This is a genomic window from Rheinheimera gaetbuli, from assembly GCF_054781935.1.
The window spans coordinates 1-11,606 of record NZ_BAAGTL010000023.1 but is presented as its reverse complement, the minus strand read 5'-3'; the positions used below and the strand labels follow the sequence as shown (position 1 = coordinate 11,606).

The following is an 11,606-nucleotide window of genomic DNA, read 5'->3' as shown; positions in this document are numbered from 1 at the left end:
ACGCTTAGCCTGCTAGGTTTTTATGCAAAATGGCATAGAAAAATCCATCACCGTCCTGTTCACCGGGGAGTAACTGCCAGCCAAACTGCTGAAGAGTGCTTTGCTGCGGTGCCGATTGTAGCTGTGCATCGCTGTGTTGCTGTAAAAACACTGCTATTTGCTGCTGGTTTTCCTGTGGCAATATACTACAAGTGGCATAAAGCAGGGTGCCGCCAGGCGCCAGCAATTGCCAGCATTGGCTAAGAATACGTTGTTGTAGTTCAGCCAACACCGCAATATCGGCTTGTTTACGCAACCAGCGAATATCCGGATGACGGCGGATTACGCCGGTAGCAGAGCAGGGTACGTCCAGCAAGATCCGGTCAAATAACTTGCCTTGCCACCAACTGTCGGGTTCGGCGGCGTCAGCTGCCATCACTGTCGCTTTAAGACCCAGGCGCGCCAAATTGTCGTCTACCCGCAGCAGTCGCTTAGGGTCTTTATCCAACGCAGTTAGTTCAGCTTGCGGTGCCAGCTCCAGAATATGGCAGCTTTTACCTCCTGGCGCACAGCACGCGTCCAGTACCCGTTGGCCATTTTTTGCGTTGAGTAACACGGCAGCATATTGTGCCGCAACATCTTGTACAGAAAACCAACCTTCGGCATAGCCTGGTAAGCTGGTAACATCTTGTGCCTGTGTCAGTTTAATAGCGCCGGGTAAATCTGCTAAGGGCCGACTATATTCAATACCTGCCCGGGTTAGTGACGCGGCATAGTCGGTAGCATCGATTTTACTAACATTGACCCGCAACCACAGCGGCGCTTTATGCTGATTTGCTTCCAGGATCGCTTGCCAACTGTCAGGGTAAGCTTGTTGCAAAGCTTTGATGAGCCAGCCTGGATGATTATATTTTACTGCGTCAGGAGCATCATTAAAGTTAAACAGCTGCTGTTGCCGCTGTACATTGCGCAGCACACCGTTAATCAGTTTAGTTAATGACTGCCCCTTTAACTCGCGTGCAGCATCGACGGTTTCACTGATGGCGGCGTGATCCGGAATGCGCATAAACTTCAGTTGGTAAATACCAACATACAACAAGAACTGCAGCGGCCGCAGCTGCTTTATCAGTGGTTTTGTCATCAGTTGGCCGCACACGGCTTCCAACTGCGGCAAATAGCGCAGTACACCGAAGCAGATCTCTTGTAACAGGGCTTTGTCTAATGTGTTTTCTGTCAACGCCTGCGCTTTTGGCAGGGCTTCAGATAAACTAACGCCTTGATCTACAACGTCATAGCAGCATCGTGCGGCTAGCGCTCGCAGGTTATAACTCATAGTTGGTTTCCGGTTGGAAACCAGTCGGCACGACCATTGAGAAAGTCGGCAGCTGGCATCGGCTTTTTGCCAGGCGGCTGTAATTGAGTGATACACAGTACGCCTTTGCCACAGGCTATGTGAATACCACGTTTGTCTGCACTTAGCACAGTACCGGCAGGGGCTTCGCTGTCTTGTGCGATGTTCTGAGCTTGCCACACCTTAACATTGCCTTGTGCCAAAGCAAGATAACTGACTGGCCAGGGGTTAAAGGCTCGAATTTCACGCGTCAGGGCAGCGGCAGATTTAGTAAAATCAAGTCGGGCTTCGTCCTTGTGCAGTTTTTCGGCATAACTGGCTTGGCTATTGTCTTGTGCCTGAGCCTGTTGCTGCAATGCTGGCAGCTGGTGTAAAGCATCAACCAGGGCTTTTGGCCCCAACTGTGCCAGTTTATCGTACAGACTAGCGCTGGTGTCGGTTGCGTCAATGCCGCAAGTTACTGTGCTTAGCATGGCACCGGTATCTAAACCGGCATTCATTTGCATTATGGTAATGCCGGTTTCGCTATCGCCTGCCCAAATTGCCCGCTGAATAGGCGCCGCGCCGCGCCAGCGTGGTAATAACGAACCGTGCACGTTAATGCAACCCAGGCGCGGTGTATCTAATACTGCCTGTGGCAGTATTAGCCCGTAAGCCACTACAACCATTACATCTGCCTGTAATGCGGCTAATACTGCTTGCGCAGGCAGTTTTTTCAGAGACTTTGGCTGATACACCGCAATATTGTGTGCCTGTGCCAGTTGCTTTACTGCACTAGGTTGTAGCTGCTGTCCCCGACCCGCTGGGCGATCTGGTTGGGTATAGGCCGCGATTACCTGATGCTGTGAATCAAGAAGTGCCTTTAGATGGCGGGCAGCAAAATCCGGCGTGCCGGCAAATATAATACGTAAAGGTGTGGTCACAATGATCCCTGATTACAACGCGTGGCGCTGTGCCATTTTGGCTTCTTTTTCTAACTTCTTGCGAATACGGTCGCGCTTTAACGGCGATAAATAGTCGATAAACAGTTTACCCAACAGATGGTCTAATTCGTGTTGCAGGCAAATTGCCAGCAAACCATCGGCGGCCAATTCAAACCAGTCACCGTTTTTATCCTGCGCCCTTACTGTTACTTCTGCTGCGCGCTCTACGCTGGCGTAGCTTTGCGGCACAGACAGACAGCCTTCTTCATAGCTGGTATCACCACTGCGGCTGATAATTTCAGGGTTAATAAATACCATAGGTTCGTTGCGATCATCTGATACATCAATGACCACTACGCGTTGGTGCACGTTGACCTGAGTTGCTGCCAACCCTATACCATTTTCGGCGTACATGGTTTGAAGCATATCGTCAACTAATTGTTTAATTTCCTTCGTTACTGTTGTTACTGGTTTTGCTACAGTACGAAGCCGTTCATCCGGATAATGTAAAACTTGTAAAACTGCCATAACACCTACAAAAATATGCTTTGTTTCAAAGGTTGTGGTATGTTTTAATTTTAGCCATTAATGCGCTGTATTAACAGCTTAGTGTGCAATAATTACAACAAGACCGGCTCAAGGATGCAGGCATGCTGAAAAAACTCGCAATTGGTGTTACTTTAGTGCTACTTAGTAGCTGTTTTAATGTGTTCGCAGATGTTTTAACTATACGTGATGATGCGCCCGCCAGCTACGTGGTGAAAAAGGGCGATACTTTATGGGATATTTCTGCGTTGTATTTAAATGAACCCTGGCTGTGGCCGCAGCTTTGGCAGATGAACCCGCAAATTGATAATCCTCACCTGATTTATCCGGGTGATACTTTGACGTTGGTATACGACGCCCAAGGCAAGCCGCGGCTGATAGTGAATGAAAATGTAAAACGTTTATCACCTACTATACGTAAAACTATGAAAGGATCTGATGCTGTAAGCACCTTACCGCTGAGTATGATCCGCCACTACCTGACATTTGAACAAGCGTTAGATGAAGAAAAAATAGCCGCCTTGCCGTATATTTTGGGTTCAAATGCCAACGTGAAAAATTCAGTTAATGACCACATTATTTACGCCAAAGGTGTATTAGAAACCGGTGCTTCTTACGGCGTATATCGCAAAGGTAAACCGTATATAGATCCTGAAACAGACACTGTTCTGGGGTATGAAACAACGCTGATTGCTACCGCTCGTGCTTTTAGGCCAGGACGTGATGCCACTGAAGACACTCCGGCAGAAGCGTCATCATTGAATGTTTTGAGCGTAAAGCGTGAAATTAAGCAGGGTGATCGCTTGATGCCTGCATTGGAAGGTCAGGCGTTGCCCGCCTTTTTCACCATGAACAAGCCAGATCATACCGTCGATGGTTTGATTATTGACACTACGTCTAATTTACGCGAATTCTCTAAGTGGGATATTGTCGTACTGAATCGTGGAGAGCTGCAAAATTTGAAAGCAGGCCATATGTTGGGTATATATCGCAATTCTCCGCTAGTGATTGATGGGAAAGATGGCCCAGTTTATGTGGAAGATGCTACCAAGCTGCAGCAAACATTCAAAAACTTTGGTGATAACGCAATCCAATTACCACGTGAAAAAGTAGGCGAGCTAATGGTATTTAAAGTATCAGAGCGTAGCAGTTTTGCTATAGTAACCAGAACGCAGCGTCCTATCCGCGTTGGAGACTTAATCTCTAACTTATAATATAAGCATGATGGAGCCAGGTTGCCATGGAAGATCTTCGCAACTGGCTCGCTTTAGCCACTGTGCATGGCCAGGATGGCCTGAAGTTCCAACGTCTGAGCGAGCATATTCCTTTAGCTGAGCTGGTCAAACTGCCAGCCAGCACCTTACGTAATATTGGTTTTACCGAGCGCCAGGCTTATTTGCTGACGCAGGAGGCTCCACCAAAAGTAGCGCTTGCACTTAAATGGCTGGAACAAAGCGAAAATCATCATGTTATTACCTATCAGGATCCACGTTACCCGGCTTTGTTAAAACAAACCAAGCAACCGCCGCTGTTATTGTTTGTTAAAGGTGAGCCACAAGTGTTAGCTCAACAACAGCTGGCGATGGTGGGCAGCCGCACACCGACCCCTACCGGGCGTAAAGTCGCGCAAAGTTTTGCTGCTGAATTGTCGCAGCAAGGCTATGTGATAACCAGTGGCATGGCGCGCGGCATTGACAGCGAAAGCCATAAAGGTGCCTTACAGGTTGGAGGTTTAACCATAGCAGTGTTGGGGCATGGTTTAGAGCAGGTATATCCAGCATCGAATAAAGCCTTGTCGCAGGCGATTGCAGAACAGGGGGCGTTAGTATCAGAATACTTCCCTGACGTGCAGGTCCGTGCTGAGTGGTTTCCGCAGCGTAACCGTATAGTAGTAGGTTTAAGTATCGGTACTATAGTGGTTGAGGCCGGGCTGAAAAGCGGTACTTTAATAAGTGCTAATCTGGCAGCGGAATACAGTCGTGATGTATTTGCCGTGCCAGGCTCGGTATACAGCCCGCAGTCTGAAGGTTGTCACCAGTTAATTCAGCAAGGCGCTAAACTGGTGACATCTGTGGCCGATATATTGGAAGAATGGCGTTTTTTTAGTAAAAGTTGTCTAAGAATTGAGCCTGAACAGGAAAAAAGTACTGAAACAGACTTGTTTGCCCGTCAGTTGTTGGCTAACGTAGGAGATGAAGTTACCGCAGTTGATTTAATTGCACAGCACGCCGGCTTGGCAATAGCTGATGCAACTATTGCGCTGTTACAGTTGGAGTTAGCTGGTGAAGTAGCAGCAGTTCCCGGTGGCTACATTAGAGTGAGGAGTGCCTGAGTATGTTTGATATCCTCGTTTATCTGTTCGAAAACTATATTCACAATGAATCTGACATTTACGTTAATCATGCCGATCTGACCAAAGAGTTAAGCCGGGCGGGTTTTCATGACGACGATATCTTCAAAGCGCTAAAATGGTTAGATAACCTGTCTGCGCTGCAACAAAGTCATGTAAAGCCGTACTTATCTAAAGGCATATCCAATGCCACCCGTATTTATTGCGCGGCGGAATTGGCGAAAATGGATGTTGAGTGTCAGGGGTTTTTGCTGTTTCTGGAGCAAATTAATGTGCTTGATGCGGTTACCCGTGAGATGGTTATCGACAGGGTGATGGATCTGGACAGCAACAGTATTAGCCTGGAAGATTTAAAATGGGTGGTATTAATGGTGCTGTTTAACGTACCCGGCCATGAAAATGCCTATGCCCAAATGGAAGATTTAATTTTTGATGAACCTGAAGGGCCGCTGCATTAAGCGGCCTTACCCTTTATGACAGACAATTCGGCCTTGTTTGACCTGCCGCAACAGCAGCAGTTGTGTCCGCTATGCCAGCAACCGCTGGTGATAAAATCTGGTAAAAATGGCCCCTTTCTTGGTTGCAGCGCTTATCCGGCCTGCAACTATATCAAAGCCTTGCACCAGCATGAAACCAGCATCGTAAAAGTATTGGACAGTGAAGCTTGTCCACAATGTGGCAATGCACTGGCAGTAAAAAACGGCCGTTATGGCATGTTTATTGGCTGTACGGACTATCCGCGATGTAACTTTGTTGTGCATGAGAAGCATGAACAGCCAGCAGCAGAGCGCTTGACCTGCCCGAAATGCAAGCAGGGCCAACTGACAGAACGGGTTAATAAGTTTGGCAAAGCGTTCTGGGGGTGTGACAGTTACCCTAAATGCAAGTTTTTACTGAATGACAGACCGGTCGACGGCAGCTGTTTTAGCTGTGGCTTCGGCTTATTGGTGGAAAAGAAAGCGGCGTTGTATTGTGCCGATAAAAAGTGCGGGGCAAAACAGCCGGCAACCTGAGCTACCGGCCGGCTTGTCAGCCTAACCGGTCTGCCATTTGTGCCAGCTCAGGAAAAGCCGCTGAGGGTAACAACGCAATTAATTGCTCAAAGCGTTGCTTTAGCAGGGTGTTGTTTACTGCTGATAAATTAATATGGCCCATCTTACGGCCGGCGCGTTTGCTTTTACCATACCAGTGTAAGTGCAGCCCTGGCAGCGCCAGAATTTGCTCTGGCACCGTGTCTTCACCAAGAATATTCACCATCAAACTCGGGCGCAGCAGCGCTGTGTTGCCGAGCGGCAAACCGCACACGGCACGTAAGTGCTGTTCAAACTGACAGACATCAGTGCCTTGCTGCGTCCAGTGGCCAGAGTTGTGCACCCGTGGTGCAATCTCATTGACCAGTAGCTTGCCGTTTACATCAAAAAACTCAATCGCCAGCACGCCAACATAGTTCAGCTGGTTTGCCACTGCAGTAAACATTTGCTGTGCCTGCTGTTGCAGTTGTTCATTGCCAGCTACTGCTAATGACACGCTAAGTACGCCATTTACATGATGGTTTTCAGTTAGCGGATATACCTGTACTTCACCGCGACTGTTACGGGCACCAATCAATGACACTTCACGTTGAAACGGAATGAATTGCTCAGCCACTATAGCTTGTTTGCTATCAGCGGCCAGAAAGGCACTGATGTCTTGCCATAGCGCAGCGGCGTGTTCGGGCTGCTTTAAGCGCCACTGACCTTTACCGTCATAACCGGCCAGCGCGCTTTTAAAAACCAGCGGCAATCCCAGCTTGCTGATGGCGGCATTAAAATCAGCTTCATTATTAACGATATGATAACTTGCAGAGCGCACACCGGCGCTGTCCAGTAATTGCTTTTCTAACCGGCGATCGCCGCCAGCTTTAATCGCGGCTTCACCCGGAAAAAACTTACCGCTTTGCTGGCACTGCGCTAATACTGGCAGTGGAATATGTTCAAACTCGGCGGTAACCACATCAGCATCGGCAATGGCATTGGCCAAACCCTTGCCCAAATTCTGCTGTGTTAAAGGGTGCACTAAGCTGTCGCTGTTGACATCATAAGCGCTGATGCTGATATTCAGCGGTGCGCCGGCTAAAGACATCATTCGGGCTAACTGGCCGGCTCCTAAAACTAATACTTTCATAATTGCACCTGCGACGGATCGGGCTGGCTTAATACCATCTCAGTTTGTGCTTTGCGGAAGGCATCAATTTTTGTCATCAGCTCTGGGCTGTTTGTAGCCAGAATTTGCGCGGCTAACAAGCCGGCATTGGCTGCTCCGGCATCACCAATGGCCAGGGTGCCTACTGCTACACCTTTAGGCATTTGTACTATTGAGAGCAATGAATCTAAACCTTTTAAGGCTTTAGATTGTACCGGCACGCCAAGCACTGGCAGGCTGGTAAAAGCTGCTGCCATTCCCGGCAAATGGGCTGCGCCACCGGCACCGGCGATAATCACTTTTAAGCCGCGGCTGGCGGCGCTGCTGGCGTAATCGGCCAGTAGCTGCGGCGTGCGATGTGCGGAAACAACTTTGGTTTCATAGGCAATACCGAACTTATCCAGCATATCAGCGGCGTGTTTCATAGTAGGCCAGTCTGAGGTTGAACCCATGATGATGCCAACTTGCATTGTTGTTTCCTTCTGTACGTGATGAACTAAAAGCGTGAAGGCGCTATTATAGCCAGTTGCGCAACTGAAGAAAATTTTAACTGTGTTTTTCGTCTAATTATCCGGAGAAGTAGCGACAAATGGCAGAACTGCAGCGGGTATTACAGGCCTTACAGCAAGGCAGCGTTATCGCTTATCCAACCGAGGCGGTATATGGCCTCGGTTGTGACCCGGACAACGAGGTTGCGGTATTGGCGTTACTGGCAATTAAGCAGCGTCCGGTTGAGAAAGGGCTTATTTTAGTTGCGGCCAATTATTCGCAATTGCTGCCTTATGTTGATGACAAAGCCATACCGCTGGAAAAACGCTATCAGATTTTTTCCAGTTGGCCTGGCCATATCAGCTGGGTGCTACCGGCCAGCAAAACAGCACCTAAATGGATAACGGGCCAGTTCAATACTATTGCGGTAAGGGTAAGTGCGCACCCGGTAGTGCAACAGTTATGCAGTGCCTACGGCAAGCCGCTGGTATCAACCAGTGCCAATTTGTCCGGTCAGCCGGCCATCACTGACAAAGCTGAGCTGGAGCGAAGCTTAGGCGATAAGTTGTCTGCTATTATGCCTGGGCCTTTGGGTGGAGCAACCCAACCCAGTCAAATTCGTGATGCCATAAGCGGCGATATTGTTAGGAGTTAACGTGACAACCAACCAACCCCAGCAGCATTTGGCTACAGTGCAGCAGTTTTTACAGCAATTACAGGACAACATCTGCGCTGCGCTGCAGCAGGCAGATGGCAAAGCGCAGTTTGTTGAAGACGCCTGGCAGCGCCCTGAGGGCGGTGGTGGTAAAAGCCGCGTGCTAACCGGTGGTAAGCTATTTGAGCAGGCGGGGGTAAATTACTCGCATGTATTTGGGGCCAATATGCCGGCTTCGGCTACGGCGCACCGGCCAGAGCTAGCCGGGCGCAGCTTTAACGCCTGTGGTGTGTCATTGGTTATTCACCCAAATAATCCGTATATACCCACCACGCATGCCAATGTGCGGTTTTTTATTGCCGAAAAAGCCGGTGAAGCGCCGGTGTGGTGGTTTGGTGGCGGTTTTGATTTAACACCCTATTACCCGTTTGAAGATGATGTGGTGCATTGGCACCAAACCGCTAAAACGGTAGTCGATCCTTTTGGCGCTGAATACTACCCTGCGTATAAAAAATGGTGTGACGAGTACTTCTATTTAAAACATCGCGGTGAAACCCGGGGTGTTGGGGGGTTGTTTTTTGATGACTTAAATGCGCCCGGCTTTGAGCAAAGCTTTGCACTGATGCGTGCTGTTGGCGAAGCTTTTATTCCGGCGTACTTGCCGATAGTTGAGCGGCGTAAAGATACGCCATATGACGAGCATCAGCGCCAGTTCCAGCTGTACCGTCGCGGCCGCTATGTTGAATTTAATCTGGTGTATGACAGGGGTACCTTGTTTGGTCTGCAAAGCGGCGGGCGCACTGAATCCATTTTAATGTCGATGCCGCCGTTGGTGCGTTGGCAATATGGCTTTCAACCCGAGCCAGGCAGTGCAGAAGCGCTATTGTACGAACGTTACCTGAAACCGCAGGACTGGTTGCAGCTTCAGGCTTAACAGTTAATCATATGGCTCGCCAGTTGGCCAATCGACTGGCGAATACCATCACGCAGCAGTTTATTTTCAACCACTTCATCCAGCGCTTGGCTCATACAAAACATCCATTGATCTCGCATTTGCTCGTTTACGTTAAAAGGTAAATGCCGGGCTCGCAGGCGAGGGTGGCCATACTGCTGCTCAAACAACGGTGGGCCGCCAAGCCAGCCGGATAAAAATTCGAAAAATTTTTGCCGGATAGTATCCAGCGGCAGTGGATGTATAGCATATAGCTCAGCCGCTTCCGGTGCTGTTTCCATCACATCATAAAAGCGGTTAGCAAGCTTCCGTACGGTGTCCTCACCGCCCATCATGGCGTAAGGCGTTTGCTCCGGTGTAGGATGTGGCTTGCTATTTGGCGTGGTTTTATTAAAAATCATCTGTATTAACTTCGTGATGGACATCAGTTGTGGACCGTTATGCTGTATTCGGTAATCCGATAGGCCACTCAAAGTCGCCATTTATTCATGCACAGTTTGCTGCCGCATTGGGCGAACAACTGCAATACGACACCATTTTAGCACCGCTTGACGGCTTTGCCGACAGTTGGAACAGCTTTGTCGCCGCCGGTGGTAAAGGCGGCAATGTGACTGTGCCGTTTAAAGAGGAAGCCTATCAGTTAGCAGAGCGGTTATCAGACAGAGCAAAGCAAGCCGGCGCGGTAAATACACTTTATATAGATAGCGCAGGAAAGCTTTGCGGCGATAACACCGATGGTATCGGTCTGGTGGCTGACCTGAAACGGCTGGCTGTTAATCTGGCTGATATAAATGTATTGCTACTCGGTGCCGGCGGTGCCAGCCGAGGTGCTGTTGGCCCTTTATTGGCCGCCGGTGTAAAACAGCTGGTATTGGCAAACCGTACTATTAGTAAAGCGCAAGCCATAGCAACTCATTTTGACCAAAGAGTTGAAGCCTGCGGTTATGCTGATATTCCCGGCCGGGATTATCAGTTGGTGATCAATGCAACTTCAGCCGGGTTAAACGGCGAGCGGCCTGATATCAATACGGCGCACTTTCAGCACTGTCAGCTGGCTTACGATATGTTATACGGCGCTAAGCCCACCCCGTTTTTGCAATGGGCAAAAGCTGTAGGTGTGCCGCAGCAAGCCGATGGTTTGGGTATGTTAGTGGCGCAGGCAGCAGAAGCCTTTTACATTTGGCGGGGTAAAAGGCCGGATATTGCAGCAGTGTTGAAATTACTAAAACAGCAGCTGGCGCAATGAACCAACAACTGATCTTTAACAATGATGTTGTCTTTGATGTGACCAGACAAGCGGTTAGCTTCAGTTGCCTGGTCAGTGGCTTAAAAGTGCACTGCTACATTCCTCTGCCGGCTGAGCAGCAAGCAGAAGCGTTCTTGCAGCAAATAAAAGCAGACGCATTTCACTGGGAAGATGCTGCCGAGCAAGCGATAGCTGACGACGCTTATAATAGTGCAGGCGAGATCTGGCTTTAAGCTTCTGCCAGATACTCGTTCTTCAATATTACATAGTTGGCGGCAGACTCGGTTAAAAAGGCTTTCTCAGCATCATTAAGTGGCCGCGCCTGTTTCACCGGACTGCCTACATATAAGTAACCGCTCTGTAGACGCTTACCCGGTGGCACTAAACTGCCGGCGCCGATAATCACCTCATCTTCTACTACTACATCGTCCATCACGATAGCGCCCATACCGACTAAAATACGATTGCCAAGCGTACAGCCATGCAGCATAACTTTATGTCCTACAGTAACATCTTCACCGATAATCAACGGCGAGCCCTCAGGTTTGTTATTGCTTCGGCGGGATAAATGCAGCACCGAACCATCCTGGATATTAGTGCGGGCACCAATACGGATATAGTTTACATCCCCGCGTGCAGCAACCAAAGGCCAGATACTGACATCTTCAGCTAACTCAATATCACCCACCAACACGCTGGATTCGTCTATATATACCCCTGATGCCAGTTTCGGCGTTATACCTTTATAAGCTCGTATTTTCATAATGTCCTCCAATGCTGCGTTATTATGCAGTAAATGTACTAAAAAAGCGCTTTTCGCTGCATTTTTCTGCGAACGATCTAAAAGTAGCAACTTTTATCAAATAACCGCTTGCGCCAGTTTAAAAACGCCCTATAATGCGCGCCATGCCACGGGGTGCTGCGGTTCGCAGGC

Annotated in this window: 15 protein-coding genes; 8 read left to right on the top strand and 7 right to left on the bottom strand. The window is 49.0% G+C overall.

The window, feature by feature from the left end:
- Nucleotides 1-4 precede the first annotated feature (4 nt).
- From rsmB to def, 3 genes are read right to left on the bottom strand one after another with little or no spacing between them, the layout of a single operon-like run.
- Entirely contained in the window at nt 5-1,312 is a 1,308-nt protein-coding gene (gene rsmB / locus ACYVIC_RS13430; RefSeq protein ID WP_460860719.1) for a 16S rRNA (cytosine(967)-C(5))-methyltransferase RsmB, read from the bottom strand.
- Nucleotides 1,309-2,253, bottom strand: a complete 945-nt coding sequence (gene fmt, locus ACYVIC_RS13425; protein WP_460860717.1) for a methionyl-tRNA formyltransferase — start codon at nt 2,251-2,253, stop codon at nt 1,309-1,311. The genes rsmB and fmt overlap by 4 nt, the downstream gene beginning before the upstream one ends.
- Nucleotides 2,254-2,265: 12 nt before the next feature.
- Nucleotides 2,266-2,781, bottom strand: a complete 516-nt coding sequence (gene def / locus ACYVIC_RS13420) for a peptide deformylase (protein WP_460860716.1) — start codon at nt 2,779-2,781, stop codon at nt 2,266-2,268.
- Nucleotides 2,782-2,903: 122 nt separating this feature from the next.
- Here def and ACYVIC_RS13415 point away from each other — a divergent pair, with 122 nt between their 5' ends.
- From ACYVIC_RS13415 to ACYVIC_RS13400, 4 genes are read left to right on the top strand one after another with little or no spacing between them, the layout of a single operon-like run.
- On the top strand, nt 2,904-4,013 hold the full coding sequence (locus ACYVIC_RS13415; RefSeq protein ID WP_460860714.1) for a LysM peptidoglycan-binding domain-containing protein: 1,110 nt from the start codon (nt 2,904-2,906) through the stop codon (nt 4,011-4,013).
- Between the two features lie 26 nt (nt 4,014-4,039).
- Nucleotides 4,040-5,131: a DNA-processing protein DprA gene (gene dprA / locus ACYVIC_RS13410; protein WP_460860713.1), complete on the top strand. Its 1,092-nt coding sequence runs from the start codon at nt 4,040-4,042 to the stop codon at nt 5,129-5,131.
- Nucleotides 5,132-5,133: 2 nt separating this feature from the next.
- Nucleotides 5,134-5,607, top strand: a complete 474-nt coding sequence (locus ACYVIC_RS13405; protein ID WP_460860711.1) for a DUF494 family protein — start codon at nt 5,134-5,136, stop codon at nt 5,605-5,607.
- Between the two features lie 15 nt (nt 5,608-5,622).
- Nucleotides 5,623-6,162 (top strand): DNA topoisomerase family protein, encoded by a 540-nt coding sequence (locus ACYVIC_RS13400; protein ID WP_460860709.1) that lies wholly within the window; start codon nt 5,623-5,625, stop codon nt 6,160-6,162.
- Nucleotides 6,163-6,178: 16 nt separating this feature from the next.
- On the opposite strand, the gene ACYVIC_RS13395 is transcribed toward ACYVIC_RS13400, so the two are convergent.
- The gene (locus tag ACYVIC_RS13395; protein ID WP_460860706.1) at nt 6,179-7,312 is read right to left on the bottom strand and encodes a 5-(carboxyamino)imidazole ribonucleotide synthase; all 1,134 of its coding nucleotides are present in this window, start codon (nt 7,310-7,312) and stop codon (nt 6,179-6,181) included.
- Entirely contained in the window at nt 7,309-7,800 is a 492-nt protein-coding gene (purE, locus tag ACYVIC_RS13390) for a 5-(carboxyamino)imidazole ribonucleotide mutase (protein WP_460860703.1), read from the bottom strand. Before purE ends, ACYVIC_RS13395 begins: the two co-directional genes overlap by 4 nt.
- Before the next feature lie 119 nt (nt 7,801-7,919).
- Between purE and ACYVIC_RS13385 the strand changes: the two genes are divergently transcribed.
- Together ACYVIC_RS13385 and hemF are read left to right on the top strand one after the other, a co-directional pair.
- Nucleotides 7,920-8,474: an L-threonylcarbamoyladenylate synthase gene (locus ACYVIC_RS13385; protein ID WP_460860701.1), complete on the top strand. Its 555-nt coding sequence runs from the start codon at nt 7,920-7,922 to the stop codon at nt 8,472-8,474.
- A 1-nt stretch (nt 8,475) separates the two neighbouring features.
- On the top strand, nt 8,476-9,408 hold the full coding sequence (gene hemF / locus ACYVIC_RS13380) for an oxygen-dependent coproporphyrinogen oxidase (RefSeq protein WP_460860700.1): 933 nt from the start codon (nt 8,476-8,478) through the stop codon (nt 9,406-9,408).
- Here hemF and ACYVIC_RS13375 read toward each other — a convergent pair.
- On the bottom strand, nt 9,405-9,827 hold the full coding sequence (locus ACYVIC_RS13375; protein ID WP_460860698.1) for a group II truncated hemoglobin: 423 nt from the start codon (nt 9,825-9,827) through the stop codon (nt 9,405-9,407). The genes hemF and ACYVIC_RS13375 overlap by 4 nt on opposite strands.
- A gap of 29 nt (nt 9,828-9,856) precedes the next feature.
- Between ACYVIC_RS13375 and aroE the strand changes: the two genes are divergently transcribed.
- On the top strand, nt 9,857-10,672 hold the full coding sequence (aroE, locus tag ACYVIC_RS13370) for a shikimate dehydrogenase (protein WP_460860696.1): 816 nt from the start codon (nt 9,857-9,859) through the stop codon (nt 10,670-10,672).
- A complete protein-coding gene (locus tag ACYVIC_RS13365; protein WP_460860694.1) occupies nt 10,669-10,905 on the top strand; it encodes a DUF1488 family protein in 237 nt (78 codons plus the stop codon). The genes aroE and ACYVIC_RS13365 overlap by 4 nt, the downstream gene beginning before the upstream one ends.
- Here ACYVIC_RS13365 and ACYVIC_RS13360 read toward each other — a convergent pair.
- Entirely contained in the window at nt 10,902-11,435 is a 534-nt protein-coding gene (locus ACYVIC_RS13360) for a gamma carbonic anhydrase family protein (protein ID WP_460860693.1), read from the bottom strand. The two genes, ACYVIC_RS13365 and ACYVIC_RS13360, sit on opposite strands and share 4 nt — an antisense overlap.
- Nucleotides 11,436-11,606: the final 171 nt, after the last annotated feature.